The organism is Nocardioides sp. DN36 (assembly GCF_055380375.1).
Genome location: NZ_AP043823.1, coordinates 3381285 through 3408137, shown reverse-complemented (window position 1 = coordinate 3408137; position 26853 = coordinate 3381285). Strand labels below are relative to the sequence as shown.

The following is a 26853-nucleotide window of genomic DNA, read 5'->3' as shown; positions in this document are numbered from 1 at the left end:
ATCCACGGCCTGGAGACGAGAGCAGTGACTGCACGGACTTCCCCCGAGAGTGCCCGGGACATCCCCGAGGCGACCGTCGCGCGACTGCCCGTCTACCTCCGGGCCCTCACCACGCTGTCCGAGCAGGGCACCGCGACCTGCTCCAGTGAGGACCTCGCCGCGGCTGCGGGCGTCAACAGCGCCAAGCTCCGCAAGGACCTCTCCTACCTCGGCAGCTACGGCACCCGCGGCGTCGGGTACGACGTCGACTACCTGCGCTACCAGATCGCCCGCGAGATCGGCGTGACCCAGGACTGGCCCGTGGTCATCGTGGGCATCGGAAACCTCGGCCACGCCCTCGCCAACTACTCCGGCTTCCGCAGCCGCGGCTTCCGTGTCGTGGCGCTGCTCGACGCCGATCCCCGCCGCCACGACGAGCTCGTCGCCGGGGTGGAGGTGCGTCCCTTCGACAACCTCGAGCAGATCGTGCGCGACCACGGCGTCGCGATCGGGGTGATCGCCACGCCGGCGCTCGCCGCGCAGGACGTCGCCGACCGGATGGTGGGCTGCGGGATCACCTCGATCCTCAACTTCGCGCCGACCGTGCTGTCGGTGCCCGCCGGGGTCGACGTCCGCAAGGTCGACCTCTCCATCGAGCTGCAGATCCTCGCCTACCACCAGCAGCGCAAGGCCAACGGGGAGGTGACCGCATGAGCGTCCTGGTCGTGGGCATCTCCCACAACTCCGCGCCGGTCCACCTGCTGGAGAAGGTCGCGCTGGACCGCGACGGCCTGCACAAGCTGCTGCAGGACGCGGCCGCGTGCGAGCACGTCATCGAGGCGACCGTGATCGCCACCTGCAACCGGCTCGAGATCTACACCGAGGTAGACCGGTTCCACGGCAGCGTCGAGGAGGTGTCCCGGCTGCTCGTCGACCGGGCCGGGGCCGCCACCGAGGCGATGCTCCCGCACCTGTACGTCCACTACGACGACGGCGCCGTCTCCCACCTGTTCCAGGTGGCTGCCGGCCTGGACTCGATGGCCGTCGGCGAGGGCCAGATCCTCGGGCAGACGCGCGAGGCGCTGCGGGTCGGCCAGGAGCTCGGCACCGTCGGTCCCGCGCTCAACACGCTCTTCCAGCAGGCGCTGCGCGTCGGCAAGCGCTCGCGTGCCGAGACCGACATCGACAGCGCCGCCCCCACGCTGGTCAGCGCCGCGCTCAGCCGTGCCGGCGCGACGACGGGCGACCTCGCCGGCAAGCGGGTCCTGGTCGTGGGTGCCGGGGCGATGGCCGGCCTGGCCACGGCGACCGTGGCCCGGCTCGGCGCCGACGACATCACGGTGGCCAACCGCAGCGCCGACCGGGCCGCCCGGCTCGCCGCCGAGTACGACGCCCGCCCGGCGCCGCTGACCGACCTGGCCGCCGAGCTGGCGGTCGCCGACGTGGTCATCGCCTGCGCCGGCGCGACCGGCCTGCTGGTGACCCGGGAGATGGTCGAGGCCGCGCGGCCCGACGCCCGCCCGATCGCCGTGATCGACCTCGCCCTGCCCCACGACGTCGACCCCGAGGTGGCCACGCTGCCCGGCGTCACCCTGGTCAACCTGGCCGAGCTCGCCGCGGAGCTGCACGAGTCCGAGGCCGGCCGCGAGGTCCTCGAGGTGCGCCGGATCGTGACCCAGGAGGTCGCGGCCTTCCTGTCCGCCCGCCGCCAGGCCAGCGTCACCCCGACGGTCGTGGCGCTGCGCTCGATGGCGACCTCGGTCGTCGAGTCGGAGATGGAGCGGCTGGTCGGCCGCCTCCCCGACCTCGACGACGCCGCCCGCGCGGAGGTGCTGCAGACCGTGCGCCGGGTGGCCGACAAGCTGCTGCACCAGCCCACCGTCCGGGTCAAGGAGCTCGCGAACGAGACCGGGGCGGTGTCCTACGCGGCGGCCCTCGCCGAGCTGTTCGCCCTCGACCCCGACGCGGTCGACGCCGTCACGCGACCGGAGGGACTGGCATGACGAGTCCCGTCCGCGTCGGCACCCGGCGCTCGCTCCTCGCGACCACCCAGGCGGGCACGGTCGCCGAGATGATCCGCACCCGGCTCGGCCGCGAGGTCGAGATGGTCGAGGTCACCACCGAGGGTGACCGGTCCCAGGCCGACGGCACCCCGCTGGCGGTCGTCGGCGGCACCGGCGTCTTCGTCGGTGCGCTGCGTGACGCGCTGCTGCGTGGCGAGGTCGACGTGGCGGTGCACTCCCTCAAGGACCTTCCGACGTACCCGCAGGAGGGCATCGCGCTGGCCGCGGTGCCCGGCCGCGAGGACCCGCGGGACGTCGTGGTCGCCCGCGACGGCCTCACCCTCGGCGAGCTGCCCGTCGGCAGCCGCGTCGGGACCGGGTCGCCGCGCCGGGCCGCCCAGCTGCGTGCGCTCGGTCTCGGTTTGGAGATCTCGGAGATTCGCGGCAACGTGGACACCCGGATCGGCAAGGTGCGCACGGGGGAGTACGACGCCGTCGTGCTCGCTCGTGCCGGTCTGGCGCGGATCGGTCGTCTCGACGAGGCGACCGAGGTGCTCGACCCGCTCCAGATGCTCCCGGCCCCCGGCCAGGGTGCGCTGGGGGTGGAGTGCCGGTCGGACGACGCCCAGCTGCTGGCCGAGCTGGTCACGTTGGACGACGACCACGCCCGCGCGGCGGTCACCGCCGAACGGGCCGTGCTCGCCACGCTCGAGGGCGGGTGCACGGCTCCGATCGGTGCACTGGCCGAGGTCGCGGAAGGTGAGGACGGGAACGAGATCTGGGTCAGGGCGGTCGCCCTGTCCCCGGATGGGGCGCTCTCGGTGCGGATGTCCGCGACCGGGTCCCCGGCCGACGCCGTTGGCGTGGGCAGCCGGCTGGCGAGCGAGATGCTCGCCGACGGTGCAGCACGGTTGGCAGAACCACCAGACAAGAGGCAGAACGCATGACGCGAGGCAAGTCCACCCCGACCACTGGCACCGCCACGACGCAGGCTCCGAGCCGGGGCTGGGTGTCGTTCGTGGGCAGCGGCCCCGGTGACCCGGGTCTGCTCACGGTCCGCGCCGTCGACCTGCTCCGGCGGGCCGAGGTCGTCGTGACCGAGGTGCCCGAGCACGAGGCCCTGGTGCGCACCCTGCTGGGGCTGCCGGAGCCGGCCGCGACCGAGGACGGCGACGTCACCGAGGTCGCCGGGCCGGTCATCGTCGACGGCGGCTTCGGCGAGGACGGGCAGCCGCTGACCCACGCCGCCCGCGCCAAGGTCGTCGTCAAGCACGCCAAGAAGGGCGCCCGGGTCGTCCGGCTGATGACCGGTGACCCGTTCCTCTACGCGTCCGGCCCCGAGGAGGCGCAGGCCTGCGTCAAGGCCGGCCTCGGCTTCGAGATCGTCCCCGGCGTGTCGTCGGTGAGCGCGGTCCCGGCGTACGCCGGCATCCCGCTGACGACCAAGGACAACCGCGAGGTCGCGGTGGTCACCTGCGGCGAGAAGGTCGACTGGTCGCAGTACGCCGACAACCGCACGCTCGTGCTGCTCTCGGCGGTCGGCATGATCGGCGACATCAGCAAGGCGCTCCTCGAGGCGGGCCGCTCGCCCAAGACCCCGGTCGCGATGACCCGGGTCGGCACGACCACCGAGCAGGCGACCGTGACCTCCACCCTCGAGCACATCGCCGCGGACGCCCGCGCCGCACGCATGGCGCCGCCGGCGATCACCGTCATCGGTGAGGTCGTCGACCTGCGCGGGACCCTGTCCTGGTTCGAGACCAAGCCGCTGTTCGGCTGGCGGGTCCTGGTGCCGCGCACCAAGGAGCAGGCCGGCGCCCTCTCCGAGCGCCTGCGTGGCTACGGCGCGGTCCCCGAGGAGGTGCCGACGATCTCCGTGGAGCCGCCGCGCAACCCGCTGCAGATGGACAAGGCGATCCGTGGCCTGGTCGAGGGTCGCTACGAGTGGATCGCGTTCACCTCGGTCAACGCCGTCAAGGCGGTCCGGGAGAAGTTCGAGGAGTACGGCCTCGACGCCCGCGCTTTCTCCGGCCTGAAGATCGCCGCGGTCGGCGACAAGACCGCCCAGGCCATCGCGGCCTGGGGCCTGCGCGCCGACCTGGTCCCTTCCGGGGAGCAGTCGGCGGCCGGGCTGCTGGCCGACTGGCCGGAGTACGACGAGGTCCTCGACCCGATCAACCGCGTCTTCCTGCCCCGCGCCGACATCGCCACCGAGAACCTCGTGGCGGGCCTGATCGACCTGGGCTGGGAGTGCGACGACGTCACGGCGTACCGCACGGTGCGGGCGACGCCGCCGCCGGCGCCGACCCGCGACGCGATCAAGACCGGCAAGTTCGACGCGGTCGTCTTCACCTCGTCCTCGACCGTGCGGAACCTCGTCGGCATCGCCGGCAAGCCGCACCCGTCGACGGTCATCGCGGTGATCGGCCCCGCCACGGCGAAGACCGCCGAGGAGCACGGCCTGCGAGTCGACGTGCTCTCGCCCAAGCCCGACGTCGAGGAGCTCGTCGACGCGCTCGCCGACTTCGGCGCCACCCGCCGGATCTCGCTGCTGGAGGCCGGCCAGCCGGTCACCAGGCCGTCCGAGCGCAAGCCCTCCGCCCGCCGGAAGGTCCGAGCCGAGTGAAGAGCCGGCGCAGCCGGCTCTGAGCGAAGGCGAGGAGGTTGAGGTGCGAAGGCCCGCTGAGGGCCTGAGCCTCGAAACCTCGGTGAGCCGAGAGGCAACCGCCACCACGGCAACCGCCACCACGGCAACCGCCACCACCGCAACCACAGGGCCGGGAGCGGCTCGAGGAGGACCATGAGCGACATCGAGCAGCCCAGCGTCGTCGGACCCTCAGTCCGGCCCCGTCGCCTGCGCACCACGCCGGCCCTGCGCCGGATGGTGGCCGAGACCTCGCTCGAGGCGCGGCAGCTGGTGCTGCCGGTGTTCGTCCGCGAGGGGATCTCCGAGCCGCGGCCGATCGGCTCGATGCCGGGCGTGGTCCAGCACACCCGGTCCTCCCTGCTGAAGGCGGTGGCCGAGGCGGCCGAGCTCGGGCTGGGCGGCGTGATGCTCTTCGGCATCCCCGAGCACAAGGACGCCACCGGCTCGGGCGCGGTGGACCCGGCCGGCGTGCTCAACCTCGCGATCACCGACGTGGTCGCCGAGGTGGGCGACGCGCTCACCGTGATGAGCGACCTGTGCCTCGACGAGTTCACCGACCACGGCCACTGCGGCCTGCTCACCCCCGACGGACGCGTCGACAACGACCGCACGCTCGGGGCGTACGCCGAGATGGCGCTGGCGCAGGCCGCCGCCGGTGTCGACATGGTCGGTCCGAGCGGGATGATGGACGGCCAGGTCGCGGTGATCCGGGCGGCGCTCGACGTGGCCGAGCACACCGACGTCTCGATCCTCGCCTACTCCGCGAAGTACGCCTCGGCCTTCTTCGGCCCGTTCCGCGAGGCCGTCGACTCCTCGCTGCAGGGGGACCGGCGCACCTACCAGCAGGACTCCCCAAACGCCCGTGAGGGCGTCCGGGAGGCGCTCCTCGACATCGAGGAGGGCGCCGACATCGTGATGGTGAAGCCGGCCCTGCCCTACCTCGACGTGGTGCGCCGCGTGCGCGACGCCGTCGACGTCCCGGTGGCGGCGTACAACGTCTCCGGGGAGTACGCCATGCTCGAGGCCGCCGCGGCCCAGGGCTGGATCGACCGCGAGCCGGCGATCCTCGAGACGCTCACCTCGATCCGCCGTGCCGGTGCGGACATCGTGCTGACCTACTGGGCCAGCGAGGTCGCGCGCCTGCTGCGGTGATCACGGCCGCGTCCGGCTCGGAGCCGGCCCTTCGTCCCACCGGGTTTCGACACGCTCCGTCGCGCTTCGCGAGCTCAGCCGCGGTTGCTGCTCAACCACCGTCGATCACAGCCGCTGACGCGTCCGTGATCAGTGCGTGTAGTCGTAGACGCACTTGTCGAACGGGTCGTTGTCGACCAGGGGGTTGTCGACATACCCCTCGGTCGTGCACTGCAGGATCGCCTCGGCCGTGGTCAGGATGTCGTCGACCGGCGGCAGCGACGGGGTCGGCAGCGGAGGCAGCGGGTTGTCCGGCACCGGGTCGTTGCCGCCACCGCCACCACCGCCGGGGTTGTTCGGGGTGGACGGCGGCTGCGTCGGCGTCGGCGTCTGGGGGTCGCTCGGCGTCGTCGGGCTGCCGCCGGCCGGGCCGGAGGCGGGGCCCTGCGGCTGCTGCTGGTGGTGCGGCTGTGCCGGCTGGGTCGGCGTGCTCGTGTCGGGCACGAAGTAGCCGGCCGACGTGGTGCCGTTGGGCACCGAGGTGAAGTCGCCGTCGAGGTAGGCGTTCATGATCGAGAGGACCAGGTCGACGTAGGACGCGCTGTGGTTGTAGCGGTAGACCGCGGCGCGCTGGCCCTTGGTCGTGGACAGGTCGTCGTTGCCGGAGCAGAGGTAGACCGCCGTGGCGAGCGCGGCGTCGTCGATGTCCTGGGGGTTGCGCTGGGCGTCGCCGTCGGCGTCCACGCCCACGACCGACCAGGTCGACGGGATGAACTGCATGGGGCCGACCGCGCGGTCGAACTTCGCGTCGGCGTCGTACTGGCCGGCGTCGGTGTCGGTGATGCGCTGGGTCTTGTGGGTGCCGTCCAGCGCGATGCCGTAGATGCCGGGGGTGGCCACGCCCTTGTCGTCGAGGTGGTTGCCGTTGGTGCGGCCGTGGTCGGACTCCACGCGCCCGATGGCGGCGACCAGCTGCCACGGGAGGTTGCAGCCCTTGTCGGCGGCGTTGATGACGGTCTCGGCCCGCTGGTAGGCGGACAGGGCCGCCGAGGGGATGCCGGACGTCGACGCGGTCGAGACCGCGCGGCGGGTGTCGCCGGTGATGCCGGGCGCGACCCGGCCGGGCGCCGAGACGCTGGCGGGGGCCTCGAGGGCCTCGGTGGGGACGGTCGTGCCGTCGGGGAGGGTCGTCGGGACGGTCTCGCCGGCGGAGGCGGTCTGGACGCCGACACCGGCGATGCTCGCCGTCCAGGCTGCCGAGAGCAGCGCCAGCGGCACGAGCGCCGTCGCCTTCTGGATACGACCGAACCGCGGTGTGGACATCAACATCTCCCCTGAGGCCAAACTACCTGCCGTGCTCCCTCAAGCACAGGTGACCGATTCAACGAACTGTGTCACACCGAGTTACGTCTGCGACCGTGCGTTGAGACGCAGGTCACGTCCCGTGGACGAGACGATGCTTCCCGCCGGTCGTGACGGTGAAACCCATTGTCCCGCGGGAGTGGTCTGGCGCACCCCCGAGATGGTGTAGGAGCGGGCTGCCGGTCACCCCATTTCCCCGCTCGGGGACAATCGCAGGGTGACTCCTGTCGGACCCCCCAGCACCCCGTCCGGAAACGCCCCCGGCACGGCCCGGTCGGCGTCCCTGTTCGACCGTGCGCGGGCCGTCACGCCCGGCGGCGTGAACTCGCCGGTGCGGGCGTTCAACGCGGTCGGCGGCACGCCCCGGTTCATGCGCTCGGCGCAGGGCGCGTGGCTGACCGACGTGGACGGCAACGACTACGTCGACCTGATCTGCTCGTGGGGTCCGATGCTCCTCGGCCACGCCCACCCCGAGGTGCAGGCGGCCGTGCAGGCCGCGGTCGCCCGCGGCACGTCGTACGGCACCCCGACCGAGCCGGAGGTCGAGCTCGCGGAGGAGATCGTCGCGCGGACCCCGGTGGACCGGGTGCGGTTCGTGTCCTCCGGCACCGAGGCGACCATGTCGGCCATCCGCCTCGCCCGCGGCTTCACCGGCCGCGACGTGGTGGTGAAGTTCGCCGGCTGCTACCACGGTCACGTCGACTCGCTGCTGGCCTCGGCGGGGTCGGGGCTGGCGACCTTCGCGGTGCCCGGCACCCCCGGCGTGCCCGCGTCCTCGACGGCGCTGACGCTGGTGCTGCCCTACAACGACCGGGCGGCCGTCGAGAAGGCCTTCGCCGAGCACGGCGACCAGATCGCCTGCCTGATCACCGAGGCCGCGCCCGGCAACATGGGCGTCGTCCCGCCCGAGCCGGGCTTCAACGCCTTCCTGGCCGAGACCTGCGCCCGGCACGGCGCGCTGTTCATCAGCGACGAGGTGATGACCGGCTTCCGCGCCAGCAGGCTCGGGCAGTGGGGCCTCGACGGCGCGCACGAGGGCTGGCGCCCCGACCTGGTGACCTTCGGCAAGGTGATGGGGGGAGGCTTCCCCGCGGCCGCGTTCGGCGGGCGCGAGGACGTCATGTCCCGGCTGGCGCCCGAGGGGCCGGTCTACCAGGCCGGCACGCTCTCGGGGAACCCGATCGCCACCACCGCCGGCCTGACCACGCTCCGGCTCGCCACCGACGAGGTCTACGCCCACATCGACGCGGCCGCCGACACGATCAGGTCCGCGGCCGCCGCGGCGCTGGCCGCGGCCGGCGTCCCGCACGTCGTCCAGTCGACCGGGACGATGTTCTCCGTCTTCTTCACCGACCCCGCCGACGGGCCGGTCCGCGACTTCGACGACGCCTCGCGGACCGACTCGATTGCGTTCGGAGCCTTCTTCCACGCCATGCTGGACCGGGGGGTCTACCTCCCGCCGTCGGCGTACGAGGCCTGGTTCCTGTCCTCCGCGCACGACGACCGCGCCGTGCAGACCGTGCTCGACGCCCTGCCCGAGGCCGCCCAGGCCGCCGCCCGTGCCCACGAGGACCGCTGATGAGCCAGACGCCCGACACGATCGTCCACCTGCTGCGCCACGGCGAGGTCCACAACCCCCGGGGCGTGCTGTACGGCCGCATGGACGGGTTCCACCTCTCCGAGCTCGGCCGGGCGATGGCCGAGAAGGTCGCGGGCGCGATCGGGGACCGCGACATCACGCACCTGCGCGTCTCGCCGCTGGAGCGGGCCCAGGAGACGGCCCAGCCCCTCGCCTCCGCGCGCGGGCTGGACATCGTCACCGACGCCCGGGTGATCGAGTCGACGAACGTGTTCGAGGGCAGGCGCTTCGGGCCGAACGACAAGGCGTTCCGCAAGCCGAGCACGTGGGTGCACCTCTGGAACCCGGTCAAGCCCTCGTGGGGCGAGCCCTACAAGCTGGTCGCCGCCCGGATGATGGCGGCCGTCGAGGACGCGCGTGACGCCGCCCGCGGCCACGAGGCCGTGATCGTCTCCCACCAGCTCCCGATCTGGATCACCCGGCTGCACGTGGAGAAGCGCTCCTTCCTGCACGACCCGCGCAAGCGCCAGTGCACGCTGTGCTCGCTGACCTCCCTGCACTTCGTGGGGGACCGGCTCACCCAGGTGTCCTACTCCGAGCCGGCGGGTGACCTGATCCCCACCCGCGACAAGCGCGCCCCGTTCTCGGCGGGCGGGGCGCCGGAGGAGCACAGGCCCTGACCATGCGCCTCGCCGGACCCTCCCGGACCCACGCCCCCCGACGTGCGGCCGCCGCGGTCGCCCTCGCCTGCCTGCTGGCGGTGACGGGCTGCTCGTCGCTGTCCGGGACCGGGGACCAGGGGTTCGTGACCAACGACGGCTCGGTCGAGGAGGTCGCCGTCAGCGATCGGGGCGACCCCGTCACCCTGAGCGGCACCGACCTCGACGGCAAGGCTCTCGACCTCCGGTCCTTCCGCGGCACGCCGGTCGTCGCGGTGGTGTGGGGCTCGTGGTGCACCCCCTGCCGCGCGGAGGCGCCCGACGTCGTCGCCGCGGCGAACGAGCTCGGCGACCGCGCGCAGTTCGTCGGCATCAACATCCGCGACGGCTCGACCGAGCAGGCCAAGAGCTTCGTGCGCCGGTTCGACGTGCCGTACCCGTCGTTCTCCTCGCCCGACGGCAAGGCGCTGCTGGCCTTCCAGGGGACCCTGACGCCCAACTCGATCCCGAGCTTCGTGGTGCTCGACCAGGAGGGACGGGTGGCCGCCAGCATCATCGGCCAGCTGCCGTCGAAGACCACCCTGGTCGAGGTCGTGAAGGACGTGTCCAAGGAGTCGTCCGGGGAGGCGTCCGTCGATGGGTGAGTGGTTCCACGACACCGCCGCGTCCGGCTCCCTGGTCCTCGCCGTCCCGGTGGCCCTGGTCGCCGGACTGGTGTCCTTCTTCTCGCCGTGCGTCATCCCGCTGTTGCCGGGCTACCTGTCCTACGCCACCGGCCTCTCGGGCGCGGACCTGGCCAGCGGCGCTGCGGAGGCTCGGCGGGGCCGGATGCTGCTCGGCTCGCTGCTGTTCGTGCTGGGCTTCACGGTCGTCTTCGTCGCCCTCGGCACCCTCTCCGGTGCCGTCGGCGCGTGGCTGGTGACCTGGCGGCAGACGCTCACCGTCGTGCTCGGCGTGCTGACCATCGTCCTGGGGCTCGTGTTCGCCGGCTGGCTGCCGTTCCTGCAGCGGGAGTGGCGGGTGCACACGGTGCCGGCGGTCGGCCTGGCCGCCGCCCCGGTCCTCGGGTTCCTCTTCGGACTCGGCTGGGTGCCGTGCATCGGCCCCACGCTCGCCGCGATCACCTCCCTCTCGCTCAACGAGGCCACCGCCGGCCGCGGGGCCCTGCTCTCCGCGGTGTACGCCGTGGGGCTGGGCGTGCCGTTCGTCGCCGCCGGCCTGGCCTACCGCCGGGCGCTGGGCGCGTTCGGGTTCATCCGGCGCCACCAGGTCTGGGTCACCCGGGCCGGCGGCCTGATGCTGGTCGCGGTCGGCGTCCTGCTGATCAGCGGCTGGTGGGACCAGGCCGTCACCTGGCTCCAGGTGCACCTGGTGAGCTCGTCCGAGGTGTCGGTGTGAGCAGCTCGGTGCGGGACCAGCGGCCGGAGGGCCACGTCGACAACGCCCCCTCGGGCGACCGTCGGCCGGGTGAGCTCACCCTGCGCGAGATGCTGCGCTGGACCTGGCGCCAGCTCACCTCGATGCGCACCGCCCTCGTGCTGCTCCTGCTGCTGGCGCTGGCCGCGATCCCGGGCTCGATCATCCCGCAGCAGGGGGTCGACTCCCTCAAGACGTCGCGGTGGCAGGACGCCCACCCCGAGCTGACGCCCGTCTACGAGAAGCTCGGCCTGTTCTCGGTCTACGACTCCCCGTGGTTCTCGGCCATCTACATCCTGCTGATGGTCTCGCTGGTCGGCTGCATCGTGCCGCGCACGTTCGTCTACTGGCGCGCGCTGCGCGCGAAGCCGCCCGCCGCCCCCCACAACCTCGGCCGGCTGCCCGACCACGCGTCGTACACCACCGACCTCGCGCCGGACGAGGTGCTCGCCGGCGCCCGCGGGCTGCTGCGCCGGCGCCGCTACCGCCTCCTGGACGGCGACGACGCGGTCTCCGCCGAGCGCGGCTACCTCCGCGAGGCCGGCAACCTGCTGTTCCACCTCTCGGTGCTGGTGGTGCTGGTCGGCTTCGCCATCGGCGGCATGTTCGGCTACAAGGGCGGGGTCATCCTCGTCGTCGGCAACGGCTTCTCCAACAACCTCACCCAGTACGACGACTTCGTGCCGGGCAGCCTGTTCCGGGCCGAGGACATGGAGCCGTTCTCCTTCGACGTCAACGACTTCACCGTCGACTGGCTGACGTCGGGGCCGCGCAAGGGCATGGCCCGGGAGTTCGACGCGAGCCTCACCTACCGCGAGTCCCCGGGCTCGCCCGAGAAGCAGTACGACCTGAAGGTGAACCACCCGCTCACCATCGGCGACACCGAGGTCTTCCTGATCGGGCACGGCTACGCCCCGGTGATCACGGTGCGCGACGGCAAGGGCGACGTGGTCTACAGCGGCCCGACGATCTTCCTGCCCACCGACCAGACCTTCCGGTCCTTCGGCGTGGTCAAGGCCCCCGACGCGGAGCCGACCCAGATCGGGCTGGAGGGCGAGTTCTACCCGACCTACGCGTTCACCGACAAGACCGGTCCGTTCTCGGTGTTCGGCAACGACCTCAACCCCGCCATCTCGATGCTCGTCTACACCGGTGACCTCGGCATGGACGACGGGACGCCGCAGTCGGTCTACGCGCTGGACAAGGCGCGGACCACGATGCTGAAGAAGCCCGACGGCTCGATGTTCCGCGTCGACCTGCAGCCGGGCCAGACGACCAAGCTCCCGAACGGGCTGGGCTCGGTGAGCTTCGACGGCGTCAAGCGCTGGACCAAGATCCAGATCAGCCAGACACCGGGCAAGCAGATCGCCCTGGCCGGCGTGGTCCTGGCCCTGATCGGGCTGCTCGGCTCGCTGTTCATCCGGCCGCGGAGGGTGTGGGTTCGTGCCCGCCGGGAGGATGGGTTCACACTGGTGGAGGTGGCCGCGCTGGACCGCTCGGGCGGCGGGGACGTGGCCACCGTGCTCGCCGACATCGTGGCGGCCCTGCCGGGCGCGCCGCGCAAGGACGCAGGAGAGGACAAGTCGTGACCGACGCCGCATGGGAGACCCTCAGCAACCAGGCCGTGGCGGCCTGTGGAGTCGTCTACTTCCTGGCGCTGCTCGCCCACCTCGTGGAGTGGAGCTCGTTGCGGCACGTGCCGGTCGAGACCTCGTCCGCCGCCCGGACCGCCACCTCGACCGGGGGCGGCGGGGTGGCGGTGGCCACCGGCGGCCCGGAGCCCGAGGCCGACGACGCGGCAGCGCGGCGTACCGCCCTGTTCGGTCGGCTGGGACTGATGCTGACCGGCATCGCGGTGGCCGTGCACTTCGTGGCCCTGCTGGGGCGCGGCATGGCCGCTGACCCGAACCGGGTGCCCTGGGGCAACATGTACGAGTTCACGCTGTCGGGCACCTTCGTGGTCGCCCTGCTCTACCTCGTGCTCAACCGGAAGTTCGCGCTGGCCTGGATGGCCCCGATCGTCGTCGGGTTCGTGCTGGCCCTGCTCATGGTCGCGGTGCTGTGGCTCTACGACCCGGTCGCCCCGCTGACCGAGGCGCTCGACTCCTACTGGCTGGTGATCCACGTCGTCTCGGCGATCATCGCCACCGGTGCCTTCACCCTCGGCGGCATCACCTCGGTGATCTTCCTCGTCAAGGAGCGCCGTCCGGGGCCGTCCACGGGGCCGCTGGCGCGGGTCCCCAGCCCCGAGGTGCTCGACCGGATCTCCTACCGGATCCACTCCTTCGGCTTCCCGGTGTGGACGTTCGCGGTCCTCATCACCGGCCCGATCTGGGCGCACCAGGCGTGGAGCAGCTACTGGAACTGGGACCCCAAGGAGGTCTGGGCCTTCATCACCTGGGTCGTGTACGCCGCGTACCTCCACGCGCGCTCGACCGCAGGCTGGAAGGGGCGCAAGGCCGCGTGGCTGGCGCTGCTGGGCATGGCGACGCTGTGGTTCAACTTCATCGGGATCAACTACTTCTCGAGCACCAGCCAGCACTCGTACGCGTCAGCGCCGGTGGTGTCCGAGAAGGTCGAGCCGGTCGCGGTCCGGGCGACCCTGCTCTGAGGTCAGGTCTCCGGATCCTTCGGGTGCTTGCGCTTCCGGTCGAGGTCGCGCAGGAAGTCGGGGTCGTCGTCGGGACCGAGCGGCCGGCTGGGTCGTGAGGGCGGCTGGTGTCGGGGCAGCACGCCCCGCCGCTGGATCGCGCGCACGACGAGGTAGACCGCCACCGCGACGAGGATCACGACAAGCAGGAACTTCAGCACACCTCAAGGGTAGGCGCCCGGTGGTCACCGCCTACCCTGAAGGCGTGAAGGAGTTCGTGGTCTACACCGCCCTGCGCATCGTGCTGTTCTTCGCCTCGCTGGCCGTCGTCGTCGGGGTGTGGATGCTCGTCAGCGACAGCATGAACCTGCTGTGGGCGGTCGTCATCGCCTTCGTGATGAGCGGGATCGCGTCGTACTTCCTGCTCAACCGGCAGCGGGCGGCGTTCGCCCGTCGGGTCGACGAGCGCGCCCACCGGGCGCGGGAGCGCTACGAGGAGATGCGGGCGCGCGAGGACGCCGACGACTCCTGACTCCTCGGGGGGACCCAGCGGCCCGCGCTCAGTGCTTGCGACGGTTGAGCTGGCGCTCGACGCGTCCGCGGTCCTGGCCGAGGACCTTGGCGAGGATCGGGACGCGGAACTTGTAGAGCACGACGGCGGCGACCACGATCAGCAGGATCCAGAGCATGCGCCGAGCCTACGTCGGCTCCCTCAGGATCAGGCCGCGACGACGAGCGGGGCGGCCACCAGGACCGCCCAGAGCAGCTCGGCGACGCCGGTCAGCTGGAGCACCGGGATGAGGCCCGGCCCGGTGGCGCCGCCGCGCACGGTCCGCACCGCACGGGCGGCGACGGCGAGGAAGCCCAGGCCCAGCAGCGCCCACCACGTGGTCGCCACGGCCACCGCCACCACGGCCCCGGCCGCGGCGAGCACGAGGAGCAGGTAGAGCGCCCGGGTCCGGCCGTCACCGAGGCGCACCGCGAGGGTCCGCTTCCCGGCCACCACGTCGGTGGGGATGTCGCGCAGGTTGTTGGCGACCAGGATCGCGCAGGCGAGCGAGCCGATCCCGACGGCGGCGTACACCGCCGCCCACTCCCAGGTCCCGGTCTGGACGTACGTCGTCCCGACCACGGCCACCAGCCCGAAGAAGACGAACACCATGACCTCGCCCAGCCCGAGGTAGCCGTAGGGCCGCGAGCCCCCGGTGTAGTACCAGGCGGCGACCACGCACAGCAGCCCGACCGCGACCAGCCACCAGGCGGTCGTCGCGGCGAGCACGAGGCCGGCCACCCCGGCCACGCCGAACGCCAGGAACGCCGCCCGCCTGACCGCGCCCGGCGTCGCCGCGCCGGACCCGACCAGCCGCATCGGGCCGACCCGCTCGTCGTCGGTGCCGCGGACGCCGTCGGAGTAGTCGTTGGCGTAGTTGACGCCCACCTGGAGGGCCAGGCTCACGACCAGCGCGAGCAGGGCCTTCCACCACACGCCCTGCCAGTCGTCCCAGGCGCCGGCGTACACCGCGACACCGGTGCCGGCGAGCACGGGGGAGACAGCGGCGGGGAGGGTGCGGGGTCGCGCTCCGGCGAGCCATTCGGCGGGGGTTGCCACCCGAGGATTCAACCAGCAGGCGCACCGTGCCGACGCAGTGGTCGGCCCGGAGGAGGCGCCCGGCACGTCGGTGCGAGGATGCCTCGCATGGATGTGCTCCGACCCGTGGGGGGCCCGACCCGTGACGTCGTGGCCGCGCTGGCGGCATGGCTGGACGCGGCCGGTGAGCCCGAGCCGCTGGTCGTCGAGACGTCCGGCTCGACCGGCCGACCCAAGCGGGTGCTGCTCTCGCGGCGCGCGGTGATGGCGTCCGTGACGGCCACCGAGCGCCGTCTCGGGGCCGCGGGTGCCTGGCTGCTGACGCTGCCCGCGTCGTACGTCGCGGGGCTGCAGGTGGTCTGTCGCTCCCTGGTCGCCGGTCACCCGCCGGTGCTGCAGGAGGAGCACGGGTCCTTCGTCGAGGCGACCGCCGCGCTGGTCTCGGCCGGGCCTCCCGACCGGGCCCGCTTCGTCTCCCTGGTGCCGACCCAGCTGCACCGGATGCTCGGGGTGTCGGCCGAGGTCGAGGCGCTGCGGACCTTCCACACCGTGCTGCTCGGGGGCGGCCCCGTCGACGCTGCGCTGCGCGCCCGGGCCGCGGCGGAGGGGGTGCGGGTCGTGGCGACCTACGGCTCCTCCGAGACCGCAGGGGGCTGTGTCTACGACGGCTACGCGCTGGACGGGGTGGCGCTGGCCATCGGGCGCGGCGGCCGGATCCGGATCGGCGGGCCGACCCTGTTCGACCGTTACGAGGGCGACCCCGAGCTGACCGCGTCGGTGCTCGAGGACGGCTGGTTCCTGACCTCCGACGCCGGTCGCCTCGACGAGGACGGGCGGCTGCACGTGCTGGGGCGGCTCGACGACGTCGTGGTCAGCGGGGGAGTGAACGTCCCCACCCCGGCTGTCGCGGCGCGGCTGCGCGAGCACCCCGGGGTGGCGGCGGCGGAGGTGCTCGGGGTGCCCGACGAGGAGTGGGGCAACCGGGTGGTGGCCTTCGTGGTCGCGCCGGCCGGCCTCGCGCTGGACGAGGCGCGGGCGTGGGTGGGCGCGGTGCACCCGCGGTCGTGGGCGCCCCGCCAGCTGGTCCTGCTCGATGAGATCCCCCTGCTGGGGAACGGGAAGCCCGACCGGCTGCGGCTGCGAGGGACGGTCCGGTGACGGGGGGAGTCCGCGTCTTCTCGATCCCGATGCGCACCCGCTTCCGTGGGATCACTGTCCGTGAGGGCGTGCTCGTGCGGGGCCGCGACGGCGGCTGGGGCGAGTGGAGCCCGTTCCTGGAGTACGACGCCACGGTCGCCGAGCCGTGGCTGCGCTGCGCCGAGGAGGCGGCCGCGGGTGACTGGCCGGACCCGGTCCGCGACTCGGTGCCGGTGAACGTGACCGTGCCGGCGGTGGGGCCGGAGCGCGCCCACGAGATCGTGCTGGCCGGCGGCTGCACGACCGCCAAGGTCAAGGTCGCCGAGCCGGGGCAGACCCTCGGCGATGACGAGGCCCGGCTGGAGGCGGTCCGCGACGCGCTGGGTCCGGCGGGCCGGGTGCGGGTGGACGCCAACGGGGGCTGGGACGTCGACGAGGCGGTCGGCGCGATCCGGCTCCTGGACCGGGCCGCGGGCGGGCTGGAGTACGTCGAGCAGCCCTGCGGACTCGTCGAGGAGCTGGCCGCCGTACGCCGGGCCGTCGACGTGCCGGTCGCCGCCGACGAGTCGATCCGCCGGGCCGCGGACCCCTACCGGGTGCGCGACCTCGAGGCGGCCGACGTGGCCGTGCTCAAGGTGCAGCCGCTGGGCGGGGTGCGGGCCTGCCTGCGGATCGCGGAGGACATCGGGCTGCCCGTCGTCGTGTCGTCCGCGCTGGAGACCAGCGTGGGGATCGCCGCCGGGGTCGCGCTGGCGGCGGCACTGCCCGAGCTGCCTCACGCCTGCGGGCTCGCGACCGTGCAGCTGCTCACCGCAGACGTCGTGAAGGCCCCGCTGCTGCCGGTGGACGGCGCGCTCCCGGTGGCCCGGCCGGCCGTCGACGAGGCCGCCCTGGCGGCCCTGGCCGCGGCGCCGGACCGGGTGGCCCACTGGGAGGCCCGGCTCGCCGAGGTGCAGGCCCTGCAGCGGTCGGCGCTGGGGCAGGATGGTCGACCGTGACGAACCCTGCCACCGGCCTCGCCCGGGCCGTCGTGTCCGCGCTGATCGAGGCGGGAGTCAGCGACGTGGTCATCGCCCCCGGCTCCCGCAACGCGCCCCTCTCCTTCGCGACGTACGACGCCGCCGCGGCCGGCCTGCTGCGGCTGCACACCAGGATCGACGAGCGCACCGCCGGGTTTCTCGCCCTGGGGCTCACGAAGGTCGGCGCCCGGGCCGCGGTGGTGTGCACCTCCGGCACCGCCGTCGCCAACCTGCACCCGGCGGTCCTCGAGGCCGCCCACGCCGGGCTCCCGCTCGTGGTCGTGACCGCCGACCGGCCGGCCCGGCTGCGGGGCACCAACGCCAACCAGACGACCGACCAGGTGGGGATCTTCGGGGGGCTCGTCGACACCCTCGACGTCGCCGATCCCGGCGGGTTGGACGACTGGGCCGGGCGTTGGTCGATGTTCCCCGCGCACGTGAACGTCCAGCTGGACGAGCCGCTCGTGCCCGAGGGCACCTGGACGCCCGACGTGGTCCGTGGCGAGTCCCCCCGTCGGGCCACCCCCGCCTCCCTCACGACGATCGCCGGCGGACCCCGCACCGTGGTCGTCGCGGGCGACGACGCCGGGCCGCCCGCGCGGGTCCTCGCCGAGCGCGCGGGCTGGCCGTTGCTCGCCGAGCCCACGAGCGGGTCACGCACGGGTGAGAACGCGATCCGCTGCTACCGGCTCCTGCTCGACACCGATCTCGGACGCAGCATCGAGCGGGTCGTGGTGTTCGGCCACCCGACGCTGTCCCGCCCCGTGACCCGGCTGCTGGCACGGGACGACGTGGAGGTGGTCGGCACACCGGCCCCGGGGACCTGGCCCGAGCGTCCCTTCGAGGTGGACGTGCGGGTCGTCGGGGGCCTCGCCGTCACCGAGCCCGCCGAGCCGGCCTGGCTCGAGGCCTGGCGCGAGGCCGACCGGTCCGTGGGTCGGCAGCTCGACGCGCTGCTCGCGGCCGAGCCCGAGCTCACGCCCCACGAGGTGGCCGGCGTGGTCAGCCGGTCGCTGTCGCCCGAGGGCCTCCTGTTCGTGGGCGCCTCCAGCCCGGTCCGTGACCTCGACCTGATGGTCGCGAGGTACGCCGTCGGCGACCGCCGCAAGGTGATCGCCAACCGGGGGCTGTCCGGGATCGACGGGACCGTCTCCTCCGCCATCGGTGCCGCCCTGGGCCGCCCGCGCACCTCACGGGCGATCGCGCTGATGGGCGACGTGACCTTCCTGCACGACGCCGGCGGCCTGGTCCTCGGGCCCCGCGAGGCACGTCCCGACCTCACGATCGTGGTGGTCAACGACGACGGTGGCTCGATCTTCTCCATGCTCGAGCAGGGCGCCGAGGAGTACTCCACGCCCTTCGACACGCTCTTCGGCACCCCGCACGGCGTCGACCTGGCCAGCCTCTGCGCGGCCACGCGGACGCCGCACTGGAAGGTCGACTCGCGCGCGGAGCTCGAGCAGGCCCTGGCCAATCCCAACGGCGGGATCGAGGTCGTGGAGGCCGTCGTGCGCCGTGACAACCGACGCGACCTCGACGCCCGCATCCGCGCCCTGCGTCCGTGACGGGCGCCCGGGTTTGGCGCGGTGGCCCCCGCGGGAGACTCGAGCCATGACCCAGCAGCCGCTGCCCGGTGTGATCCCGTATGTCGAGTTCCACCAGGGACCCAGGCGGGTGCTGACGCTGCAGTTGACCACCGGCAACGCGATGGCGGTCTCCAAGCACCGTCCGATCGTCAGCATCGACGGTCGGCAGTACCTCGTGATCTGGGGCGCGGTGCCGTTCGAGGTGCCCGCCGACCGCAACGTCCACGTGAGCGTCCACGTCGAGGTCGACCGGGTCTCGCAGGTGGCCTCGATGCTGCTGCCGCCGGGTGAGCAGCCGATGGCGTTCCGCTACGAGACGAACTACGGCTCGGGCGTCGGCAGCCTGACCCAGCAAGCGTGATCAAGGCGGTGCCGGCCGCCGCGGTCAGGATGGGGCCATGACCACGTCAGCCGACACCTTCGCGGAGTTCGTCGACCACCTCGCCGAGGCGCTCGACGACCCCCGCATCACCGAGGCGTCGGGCGAGGAGTGGGCCGCCCGGCTGCACTTCTCGCGGTTCCACTTCGACCGGATGATCAGGTCGGTCGCCGGCGAGCCGCCCAGCGCGCTGCGCCGGCGCATCCTCCTCGAGCGGGCGGCGTACCGCATGATCACCACCACCGCGCCGCTCATCGACGTCGCGGTGGAGGCCGGCTACGGCTCCCACGAGGCGTTCACGCGGGCCTTCACCCGGGCGTACGGCGTGCCGCCGGCCACCTGGCGGCGCAGGCCCGGGCACATCCAGATCGAGGCACCCAACGACGTGCACTTCCACCCACCCGGGAGCCTGCGGCTGCCGGCGAGAGACAAGGTGACCTCCATGGACCTGCTCACGAAGATGGTCGAGCACCACGTGTGGCTGACCGGCGAGATGGTGCGGCTGGCGGAGCGGCTGACCGACGAGCAGCTCGACCAGCCGATCGAGCTCGACGTCGACGACGACCGCCAGACGATCCGCTCGCTCCTGTCGCGCCTGGTCGGCCAGATGGGGATGTGGAACGCCGCGATGGCGACCCGGGACTACGACTGGTCGGTCGAGGAGCACGAGTCGCTGAGCTCCCTGCGGGAACGGCTGGCGACCGAGGGGCCGACGTACCTCTCCCACGTGCGCGAGGTCGTCGCGGCCGGCCGCCTCGACGACACCTTCGTCGACGCGCTGTGCGAGCCGGCCGAGGTGTTCACCTACGGCGGGATGATCGCGCACGTCCTCACGTTCGCCGCGCACCGGCGGACGCTGGTGGTCCTGGCGTTCGGCAGGCACGGCATCTCCGAGCTGGGCTGGGGCGACCCGATGACCTGGGTGGCGCAGCCGGCCTGAGATCCGTGGGCCGGCTCAGGGCGGGTCCGCCACAATGTCGGGGTGGAGATCGCCCTGTTCCTCGTCGGACTCGCAGTGGCGGTCCTCGCGTTCACCGCGCTCGCGGAGCGGGTCGGCTTCCCGGCACCCCTGCTGCTGATCGCGGTCGGCGTGGGCGCGAGCTACCTGCCGGGCATGCCCGAGGTGCACCTCGAGCCCGAGATCGTGCTGCTGGGGCTGCTGCCGCCGCTGCTCTACGCCACGGCCATCCAGAGCTCCCTGGTGGACTTCAACGCCAACCGGCGCGCGATCCTGCTGCTCTCCGTCGGCCTCGTCATCTTCACGACGCTCGGCATCGGCGTGATCGTGCACGCGATCCTGCCGGCCATCTCGTGGGGCGCCTCCTTCGCCATCGGGGCGGTGGTCGCACCCCCCGACGCGGTGGCGGCGACCGCCATCGGACGCCGGATCGGGCTGCCCCGGAGGGTGGTGACGATCCTCGAGGGCGAGTCGCTGCTCAACGACGCGACCGCGCTGGTGGCGCTGCGCACCGCCGTGGCGATCATCGCGGTGGGCTCGGAGAACGTCGTGGCCTGGCGCGTCGGCGCCGACTTCGTGTGGGCGGCCGTCGGCGGCGTGCTGGTCGGTGCCGTCGTCTTCGCCGTGGTGGCCTGGATGCGCACCAGGATCACCGACCCCGTGCTCGACACCGGCATCTCGTTCGTGATCCCGTTCGCGGCCTACATGGCAGCCGAGGAGATCCACGCCTCCGGCGTCATCGGTGTGGTGATCGCCGGCCTGCTGCTGGGCCACAAGGCGCCCATCCTGCAGACCGCGCAGTCACGGATCGCCGAACGGATGAACTGGCGGACCATCGCGTTCGTCCTCGAGAACACCGTCTTCCTGCTGATCGGGCTGCAGGCCCAGTGGCTCTTCGCCGACGTCGCCGACAGCGACCTGTCGGCCGGCCGCATCGTCGCGGTCTGCGTGGCCACCCTGGTCGGGGTCGTGGTGCTGCGCATGGCGTGGGTCTTCCTCGCCCGCTACGCCCTGGTCCGTCCGGGCCCGGACCCCGACGTCGGCTACAAGCCGCCGTGGACGTTCACGTTCGTGCTCGGCTGGGCGGGGATGCGCGGCGTGGTCACGCTGGCCGCGGCGTTCGTGATCCCCGAGGAGGCCGAGCACCGTGAGGTCCTGCTGTTCGTGGCCTTCACCGTCGTGGCGGGGACCCTGTTCGTCCAAGGGCTGTCGCTGGGCTGGGTGGCCCGTCGCCTCGACGTGCCGGCCCCCGACCCGATGGACGACGCCCTGGCGCGCGCGACGATCCTCCAGCAGGCCTCCAAGGCGGGGTACGCCGAGCTGGACGGGATGGAGTTCGACGACCCGCACGGCGTGGCCGACCTGATCCGCGATCGCACCGACCAGCGCAACTTCGCCGCGTGGGAGCGGCTCGGCACCACCGCCGACCAGGAGACGCCCAGCGAGCTCTACTCCCGCCTGCGGCGCGCGATGATCGACGCCGAGCGCCGCCGGGTCCTCGAGATCCGCCGTTCGGGCACGGTCGCCTCGGAGGTGATCAGCGAGGTGCTCTCGATGCTCGACGTCGAGGAGTCGATGCTCGAGATCGCCCACCAGGAGCACGACGAGCTGCGCTCGGTCAACGCCGCGCGCCGTCCGCACGGCGAGGTCTGCGACGACCTCGAGCGGCACCCCGCGGTCGACGAGGAGCCGCCGGACGCCTGCGAGGAGTGCCTCGAGGAGGGCACGCAGTGGGTCGCCCTGCGGCGGTGCCTCGAGTGCGGCCACATCGCGTGCTGCGACTCCTCGCCGCGCCAGCACGCCACCGCGCACTTCCGTGAGGCGCAGCACCCGGTCATGCAGTCGGCGGAGCCCGGCGAGGACTGGCGCTGGTGCTACGTGCACCACCTGACGGCCTGAACGCCGGTCCGCGCGGCCTCAGGCCGCCTGCGCCCGCCGCCCGCCGCCGATGAAGCCGACGACCTCGCCGATCACGTCCGGGTCGCGCAGGATCCGCCGGTGCCCGAGGCCCTCGGTGGTGACCAGCGACGCGTCCGGGAGCACGTCGACCAACCGCTGCGACTCGGCGTACGGCGTCTGCCGGTCGCCGACGTCGTGGACCACCAGCGTCGGCACGGGGTCGACGTGCGCGGCCTGGTGGCGGGCGTCGAACTCGGCGACCGGGATGCCTACGAAGTCGTGGACCTCCCGGTCGAAGGCGCGTCGGGTCCGGTCGCCGAACCCGAGCGCGCCCTGGAACCGGTCGACGAGGGTCTCGACCTCCACCAGCGGCGCCAGGAGCACGAGCCGTGCGGTGCCGAGCCAGCCGAACCGCAGGGAGAGGTACGTCGCCACCGCACCGAGGGAGTGCGCGACGACGGCCTCGGCGGGGCCGAATCGCGCGAAGACCGCGTCCAGCGCCTTGCCGAGCTCCACGCCGTGGGAGCGCCGGGGTCCCGACGGGCCGGGGTCGGAGTCGCCGTGCGCCGGGCCGTCGAACAGGACCACCCGGTGCCCGGTCGCCACCAGTGGCTCGACGAAGCCGGCCAGCTGGCTGCCGCGGCCGCCCCAGCCGTGCACGAGGTAGACCGTCGGACCGTGGCCGAAGACGTGGCCGCGGACCCGGGCGCCCTGGGCGGTGACGACGAACGGCTCGCCCCCCGGGGGCAGGGGGGCGGCGGCCGTGGTGGGCGGCACCGTGAACCACAGGTCGCGCGCCCGGCGTCCGGCGACCCGGGGCACGACCAGGTCCGCCGTGCGGAAGAAGACCTGCAGGGCGAGGCTCTGGGCACGAACGATCGTGCTTTTCCGGAGGGATGACGTGGCCATGAGGATGCCTCTCGGTGAGGGATGGTTGGGTCGGTTCAGCGAGCCCGGGCTCGCTCGATGATCGACTCGAACGCGCTGCGCGCGCGGTCGAGGGCGTGCTCGTCGCCGAGCAGGCGGGCGGCGTGGTGGTAGCCCATGATCAGCCCCTGGATCTCGAAGGCGATCTGGCGCGGGTCGACGTCGGCTCGGAAGTCGCCCTCGCTGACCGCGGTCTCGGTGACGGCGGCGATGGTGTCCTGCCAGTCGCGCTGGTCGGCGACGAGCGCGTCACGCATCGGTCCGGGCTGGTCGTCGAACTCGATGGACCCGGTCACGAAGATGCATCCGCCCGGGAGCACCTCGGACTCCCAGGTGAGCCAGCGGTCGAACAGCTCACGCAGTCGTCGCTCCCCTCGGGGAGAGGCCAGCGTCGGACGCACCGTGGTGTCGATGAACCTGCGCCGCGCGTGCGCCAGGGTCTGGAGCTGGAGCTGCTCCTTGGACCGGAAGTGCGCGAACAGGCCGCTCTTGCTCATCCGGGTCTGCTCCGCGAGCTGGCCGATGGTGAGCCCGGTGAAGCCGACGCGCGACGCCAGGGTGAGTGACTCGTCCAGGATCGCGGTCCTGGTCTCCTCGCCCTTGGTCATGGCACCGACAATAGGACGATCGTGCTTTTTGGGGCAAGGGTGGTGCAGTCCAGCGGCGCCCCTCAGCCCGCCAGCGCCTCCTCCAGCGAGCGCGCGGCACGGCCGGTGATCCGGCGTACGTCCTCGCTCACCGCGGCGACCGAGCCGTCCGCGATCGCGGTGTAGGTGCTGACCCACGCGTCGAGCTGCCACTGCTCCGCGTCGTACGCCGTGCGGCGCCAGGCGTAGGCCCGCTCCACCGTCTCGTCCTCGAAGCGCAGCGGGCGCCCGAGCACCGCCCCCGCCCGGGCCGCCACCTCGGCGAACGTCAGCGCCTCCGGTCCGGTCAGCTGGTACGTCGCGCCGCGGTGGGCTGCGGGGTCGCGCAGCACGGTGGCGGCCACGGCGGCCACGTCGGCGCGGGCCACCGCGGCGACCCGGCCGCTGCCGGCGGGGCCCCGGATCACGCCCCGGGCGTCGGCGAAGAGAGGCAGCAGGTCGAGGTAGAAGTTGTCCCGCAGCGCCGTCAGCGTCATCCCGGTGCCACGGATCGCGGCCTCGGCGTCGAAGTGGTCGCGACCCAGCGTGAACGTCGCGTCCGGTGCGGCTCCCGCGAAGGACGTGTAGACCACGTGCTGCACCCCGGCCCGAGCGGCGGCGGCGATGAACGCGCGGTGCTGCTCGCGGCGGTCGCGGGCCTCGGCGGCGGACACCATGAAGAGCGTCTCGACGCCGGCCAGCGCTGCACGTGCCGCGCCGTCGTCGGCGTACTCGCAGGCGCGCACCTCGCAGCCGAGGTCAGGAGCGCGCGACGGGTCCCGGACGACGAGGACCGGGTCGAGATCGGCCACGGTCCGGGCGACCAGGCCGCCGACGGCTCCGGTGGCACCGGTGACTGCGATCATGAGGGCCTCCTCGGTCCGCCGGGTGAACGCCGGTGGCCAGCCTCATGTTCCCGCGCGGACCATCCGCACGTGCAGCCCCTCGTCGTGCTCGTCGCGGGTGCCGTCGAGCCGGAACCCCTGCCGCTCGTAGAAGCGGATCGCCCGGTCGTTGCCGTGGAGGACCCACAGGTACGCCGCCCGGTCCCCGATCGCCTCCTCGAGCAGGGCATAGCCGACGCCCGTGCCCCAGCGGTCCGCCCGGACGTAGAGCGCCATCAGCTCGAGGTCGGTGTCGACGTCGTTGTCGCGTCCGGGGCCGGCACTGACGAAGCCGACCAGCCCGTCGTCGGACTCCGCGACGAGCGTGGTGTCGCTCTGCTCGAGGACCTGCCGCCACCGCTCGACCCGGGACGGGACGTCCGCACGGCGCTCGTCGAGGAACCTCTGGTCCATCAACCCCGTGTAGGCGTCGTCCCAGCAGTCGAGGTGCAGGTGAGTGAGGGGCTCGGCATCCTCCGGCACGGCCGGACGGATGGTGACGCGGTCGGTCCCCGGTGCGCTCATGCCAGCATCGTACGAACGGCCAGGGCGGCGATGACGACCGCCGACACGAGCCCCGTGACGAGGTGGCCGCGGTGGCCGGTGGCGACCCGGCCCAGCACCGCCCCGCCGCCGGCGAGCGCCAGCTGCCAGGACGCCGAGGCCAGGAACGCGGCCGTCACGAACACGATCCCCTCCAGCGGCGTCGAGACCAGGTGCCGGTTGCCGAGCACGACCGCGGCGAAGTAGACGACGGTGGTCGGGTTGACCGCCGTGATGCCTACGAAGACCGCGTAGGCCCGCCCCGGCCGCAGGGGAGCGGCCTCGCGCGGCCGACCGCTCGTGGCCAGGGCGTGGGCGGCGGTGAGCCCGGCGATGACGAGAAGGACCACGCCCGAGGTGATCCGCAGCGGGGTGGCGACGGGGGCCAGCAGTGCCGAGAGGGCGGCCCCGGCGGCCACCGCCAGCGCGGCGTACACCCCGTCGACGGTGGCGATTCCCAGCGCACCTGCGGCGCCGACGCGGAACGACGTACGCGCCGTGAGCGTGACCAGGAACGCCCCGACCGCGCCGATCGGGATCGCGATCGCCCAGCCGGTGACGAGACCGGAGACGACCACCTCGAGCACGCGCCGATTCTCTCGACCGCTCGACCACGACCGCCACGTGATTACGGTGGGCACATGCGGATCACCAAGTTCGGCCACGCCTGCGTCCGGATCGAGCACGAGGGCAGGACGGTGGTGCTCGATCCCGGCATGTTCACCGACCCGGAGGCCGTCGCCGGAGCCGACGCGGTGTTGATCACCCACGAGCACCCCGACCACTACCTGCCCGACCACCTGCGGGCCACGGACGCTCGGATCTACACCATCGAGGACGTCGCGGCCCGGATCCGCGAGGACGCCCCCGACGTGGCCGAGCGGGTGACCGTGGTGTCGCCGGGGGAGGAGTTCGATCCCGGGATCCCGACCCGCGCGGTGGGCGAGCTGCACGCCGTCATCCACCCGGAGTTCCCGCGGTTCCACAACAGCGGCTACGTCCTCACCGCCACCGGACCCGACGGGCAGGTCGAGAAGGTCTTCCACCCCGGGGACGCGCTCACCCATCCCGGCGAGCGTGTGGACGTGCTGCTGGTCCCGGTGTCGGCGCCGTGGATGCGCGCCGCGGAGGCGATCGAGTTCGCGCGGGAGGTGCAGGCGCCGCGCAACCTCGCCATCCACGACCGGGTCTACTCCGAGGCGGGCTTGAAGATCGTCGACGGGCACATGGCCGCCTTCCTGCCGAAGTCCGACCAGGAGTACGTCCGGCTCGCCGACGGCAAGGACCTCTGACCGGGTCGTGCCCCTGAGGGCGCGCCGGGGCACACCCTCACCCGCACGACGCTTGCGGACCCCGCGGCGTGCGGCGTTCACTGGAGGGACGGCCGCCGGCCCAGGGCGGGCCCCGCTCGACGGCGGCGACTTCCCGAGGAGTCGACATGACCGGACGCCAGGGCGACGTGGCCCTTCTCGACGACCCAGTGGCCCAGGAGCTGCTGCACTCCCGCCAGCTGGCGCGGCTGGCCTACACCTGGACCGACGGCACGCCGCGAGTCGTGCCGATCTGGTTCCACTGGACGGGGCGCGCCGTCACCTTCGGGACGCCGGTCAGGGCCCCGAAGGTCCGGGCGCTCCAGCGCGACCCGCGGGTGGCGGTGACGATCGACGACTCGTCGGGATGGCCGTACCACGCGCTGCTGCTGCGCGGCGACGCGACCGTGGAGCTGCGCGACGACGTGACGGAGGAGTACGCCGCTGCCGCGCGCCGTTACTTCGGCGACGAGCAGGGTGGGGCCTGGGTCGGCCAGCTCCGCGGGCAGCCCATGTGGCACATCTCGGTCACGCCGACCTGGGTGGCCGTGCTCGACTTCGAGACCCGGTTCCCGAGCGCGCTCTCCGCGTGACCGGGTCGTGCCCCGGAGGGTGCGCCGGGGCGCACCCT

Annotated in this window: 29 protein-coding genes; 20 read left to right on the top strand and 9 right to left on the bottom strand. The window is 73.1% G+C overall.

Annotated elements, in window-relative coordinates; translation table 11 throughout:
* Window positions 1-24: 24 nt before the first annotated feature.
* The 5 genes from ACZ43H_RS17225 (at window position 25) to hemB (ending at window position 5781) form a co-directional block, all read left to right on the top strand.
* On the top strand, window positions 25-693 hold the full coding sequence (locus ACZ43H_RS17225) for a redox-sensing transcriptional repressor Rex (RefSeq protein ID WP_464584907.1): 669 nt from the start codon (window positions 25-27) through the stop codon (window positions 691-693).
* Window positions 690-1982: a glutamyl-tRNA reductase gene (locus tag ACZ43H_RS17220; RefSeq protein WP_464584906.1), complete on the top strand. Its 1293-nt coding sequence runs from the start codon at window positions 690-692 to the stop codon at window positions 1980-1982. Before ACZ43H_RS17225 ends, ACZ43H_RS17220 begins: the two co-directional genes overlap by 4 nt.
* Window positions 1979-2929, top strand: coding sequence for a hydroxymethylbilane synthase (gene hemC / locus ACZ43H_RS17215; RefSeq protein WP_464584904.1), 951 nt, complete (start codon window positions 1979-1981; stop codon window positions 2927-2929). The genes ACZ43H_RS17220 and hemC overlap by 4 nt, the downstream gene beginning before the upstream one ends.
* Window positions 2926-4608, top strand: a complete 1683-nt coding sequence (locus ACZ43H_RS17210; protein ID WP_464584903.1) for a bifunctional uroporphyrinogen-III C-methyltransferase/uroporphyrinogen-III synthase — start codon at window positions 2926-2928, stop codon at window positions 4606-4608. The genes hemC and ACZ43H_RS17210 overlap by 4 nt, the downstream gene beginning before the upstream one ends.
* A gap of 174 nt (window positions 4609-4782) precedes the next feature.
* Window positions 4783-5781, top strand: coding sequence for a porphobilinogen synthase (gene hemB, locus ACZ43H_RS17205; protein WP_464584901.1), 999 nt, complete (start codon window positions 4783-4785; stop codon window positions 5779-5781).
* A 129-nt stretch (window positions 5782-5910) separates the two neighbouring features.
* Here the strand turns inward: hemB and ACZ43H_RS17200 are convergent, their stop codons facing one another.
* A complete protein-coding gene (locus ACZ43H_RS17200) occupies window positions 5911-7083 on the bottom strand; it encodes a lytic transglycosylase domain-containing protein (RefSeq protein ID WP_464584899.1) in 1173 nt (390 codons plus the stop codon).
* A 256-nt stretch (window positions 7084-7339) separates the two neighbouring features.
* Here ACZ43H_RS17200 and hemL point away from each other — a divergent pair, with 256 nt between their 5' ends.
* The 6 genes from hemL to ccsB are packed head-to-tail and all read left to right on the top strand — an operon-like array spanning window position 7340 to window position 13387.
* On the top strand, window positions 7340-8701 hold the full coding sequence (gene hemL, locus ACZ43H_RS17195; protein WP_464584898.1) for a glutamate-1-semialdehyde 2,1-aminomutase: 1362 nt from the start codon (window positions 7340-7342) through the stop codon (window positions 8699-8701).
* Window positions 8701-9381 carry a histidine phosphatase family protein gene (locus tag ACZ43H_RS17190; protein WP_464584896.1) on the top strand — a complete coding sequence of 227 codons (681 nt, stop codon included), beginning with the start codon at window positions 8701-8703 and terminating at the stop codon, window positions 9379-9381. Before hemL ends, ACZ43H_RS17190 begins: the two co-directional genes overlap by 1 nt.
* A gap of 2 nt (window positions 9382-9383) precedes the next feature.
* Window positions 9384-10004, top strand: a complete 621-nt coding sequence (locus tag ACZ43H_RS17185) for a TlpA family protein disulfide reductase (RefSeq protein WP_464584894.1) — start codon at window positions 9384-9386, stop codon at window positions 10002-10004.
* Window positions 9997-10758 carry a cytochrome c biogenesis CcdA family protein gene (locus tag ACZ43H_RS17180; RefSeq protein WP_464584892.1) on the top strand — a complete coding sequence of 254 codons (762 nt, stop codon included), beginning with the start codon at window positions 9997-9999 and terminating at the stop codon, window positions 10756-10758. Before ACZ43H_RS17185 ends, ACZ43H_RS17180 begins: the two co-directional genes overlap by 8 nt.
* Entirely contained in the window at window positions 10755-12365 is a 1611-nt protein-coding gene (resB, locus tag ACZ43H_RS17175) for a cytochrome c biogenesis protein ResB (protein ID WP_464584890.1), read from the top strand. Before ACZ43H_RS17180 ends, resB begins: the two co-directional genes overlap by 4 nt.
* Window positions 12362-13387 carry a c-type cytochrome biogenesis protein CcsB gene (gene ccsB, locus ACZ43H_RS17170; protein WP_464584888.1) on the top strand — a complete coding sequence of 342 codons (1026 nt, stop codon included), beginning with the start codon at window positions 12362-12364 and terminating at the stop codon, window positions 13385-13387. Before resB ends, ccsB begins: the two co-directional genes overlap by 4 nt.
* 2 nt (window positions 13388-13389) lie before the next feature.
* Here ccsB and ACZ43H_RS17165 read toward each other — a convergent pair whose 3' ends face one another.
* A complete protein-coding gene (locus ACZ43H_RS17165) occupies window positions 13390-13587 on the bottom strand; it encodes a hypothetical protein (RefSeq protein WP_464584886.1) in 198 nt (65 codons plus the stop codon).
* Between the two features lie 44 nt (window positions 13588-13631).
* Here ACZ43H_RS17165 and ACZ43H_RS17160 point away from each other — a divergent pair, with 44 nt between their 5' ends.
* A complete protein-coding gene (locus ACZ43H_RS17160; RefSeq protein ID WP_464584885.1) occupies window positions 13632-13898 on the top strand; it encodes a DUF4229 domain-containing protein in 267 nt (88 codons plus the stop codon).
* A 28-nt stretch (window positions 13899-13926) separates the two neighbouring features.
* On the opposite strand, the gene ACZ43H_RS17155 is transcribed toward ACZ43H_RS17160, so the two are convergent.
* Complete coding sequence (locus tag ACZ43H_RS17155) at window positions 13927-14055, bottom strand: hypothetical protein (protein ID WP_379177078.1); 129 nt, start codon at window positions 14053-14055, stop codon at window positions 13927-13929.
* Between the two features lie 29 nt (window positions 14056-14084).
* The gene (locus ACZ43H_RS17150; RefSeq protein ID WP_464584883.1) at window positions 14085-14975 is read right to left on the bottom strand and encodes a 1,4-dihydroxy-2-naphthoate polyprenyltransferase; all 891 of its coding nucleotides are present in this window, start codon (window positions 14973-14975) and stop codon (window positions 14085-14087) included.
* Between the two features lie 87 nt (window positions 14976-15062).
* On the opposite strand from ACZ43H_RS17150, the gene ACZ43H_RS17145 reads away from it, so the two are divergent.
* Genes ACZ43H_RS17145 through ACZ43H_RS17120 form a run of 6 tightly spaced genes read left to right on the top strand, consistent with a single transcriptional unit; the run spans window position 15063 to window position 21932 of the window.
* Window positions 15063-16112, top strand: a complete 1050-nt coding sequence (locus ACZ43H_RS17145; RefSeq protein WP_464584881.1) for an AMP-binding protein — start codon at window positions 15063-15065, stop codon at window positions 16110-16112.
* A gap of 29 nt (window positions 16113-16141) precedes the next feature.
* Window positions 16142-17089, top strand: coding sequence for an o-succinylbenzoate synthase (locus tag ACZ43H_RS17140; protein WP_464590856.1), 948 nt, complete (start codon window positions 16142-16144; stop codon window positions 17087-17089).
* A complete protein-coding gene (gene menD / locus ACZ43H_RS17135) occupies window positions 17086-18675 on the top strand; it encodes a 2-succinyl-5-enolpyruvyl-6-hydroxy-3-cyclohexene-1-carboxylic-acid synthase (RefSeq protein ID WP_464584879.1) in 1590 nt (529 codons plus the stop codon). Before ACZ43H_RS17140 ends, menD begins: the two co-directional genes overlap by 4 nt.
* A gap of 46 nt (window positions 18676-18721) precedes the next feature.
* Window positions 18722-19057, top strand: coding sequence for a hypothetical protein (locus ACZ43H_RS17130; RefSeq protein ID WP_464584877.1), 336 nt, complete (start codon window positions 18722-18724; stop codon window positions 19055-19057).
* Window positions 19058-19094: 37 nt separating this feature from the next.
* Window positions 19095-20015, top strand: a complete 921-nt coding sequence (locus tag ACZ43H_RS17125) for a helix-turn-helix domain-containing protein (RefSeq protein WP_464584875.1) — start codon at window positions 19095-19097, stop codon at window positions 20013-20015.
* 42 nt (window positions 20016-20057) lie between these two features.
* Window positions 20058-21932 carry a cation:proton antiporter domain-containing protein gene (locus ACZ43H_RS17120; RefSeq protein ID WP_464584874.1) on the top strand — a complete coding sequence of 625 codons (1875 nt, stop codon included), beginning with the start codon at window positions 20058-20060 and terminating at the stop codon, window positions 21930-21932.
* A gap of 18 nt (window positions 21933-21950) precedes the next feature.
* Here ACZ43H_RS17120 and ACZ43H_RS17115 read toward each other — a convergent pair whose 3' ends face one another.
* The 5 genes from ACZ43H_RS17115 to ACZ43H_RS17095 form a co-directional block, all read right to left on the bottom strand.
* A complete protein-coding gene (locus ACZ43H_RS17115; protein WP_464584872.1) occupies window positions 21951-22841 on the bottom strand; it encodes an alpha/beta fold hydrolase in 891 nt (296 codons plus the stop codon).
* 35 nt (window positions 22842-22876) lie between these two features.
* Window positions 22877-23467: a TetR/AcrR family transcriptional regulator gene (locus ACZ43H_RS17110; protein ID WP_464584870.1), complete on the bottom strand. Its 591-nt coding sequence runs from the start codon at window positions 23465-23467 to the stop codon at window positions 22877-22879.
* Between the two features lie 62 nt (window positions 23468-23529).
* On the bottom strand, window positions 23530-24351 hold the full coding sequence (locus ACZ43H_RS17105) for an NmrA family NAD(P)-binding protein (RefSeq protein ID WP_464584868.1): 822 nt from the start codon (window positions 24349-24351) through the stop codon (window positions 23530-23532).
* Window positions 24352-24393: 42 nt separating this feature from the next.
* Window positions 24394-24894 carry an N-acetyltransferase family protein gene (locus ACZ43H_RS17100; RefSeq protein WP_464584866.1) on the bottom strand — a complete coding sequence of 167 codons (501 nt, stop codon included), beginning with the start codon at window positions 24892-24894 and terminating at the stop codon, window positions 24394-24396.
* Entirely contained in the window at window positions 24891-25499 is a 609-nt protein-coding gene (locus ACZ43H_RS17095) for a LysE family transporter (protein WP_464584864.1), read from the bottom strand. Before ACZ43H_RS17095 ends, ACZ43H_RS17100 begins: the two co-directional genes overlap by 4 nt.
* 54 nt (window positions 25500-25553) lie before the next feature.
* Between ACZ43H_RS17095 and ACZ43H_RS17090 the strand changes: the two genes are divergently transcribed.
* A complete protein-coding gene (locus ACZ43H_RS17090) occupies window positions 25554-26204 on the top strand; it encodes an MBL fold metallo-hydrolase (RefSeq protein WP_464584862.1) in 651 nt (216 codons plus the stop codon).
* A 146-nt stretch (window positions 26205-26350) separates the two neighbouring features.
* Window positions 26351-26815: a pyridoxamine 5'-phosphate oxidase family protein gene (locus tag ACZ43H_RS17085; RefSeq protein ID WP_464584860.1), complete on the top strand. Its 465-nt coding sequence runs from the start codon at window positions 26351-26353 to the stop codon at window positions 26813-26815.
* Window positions 26816-26853: the final 38 nt, after the last annotated feature.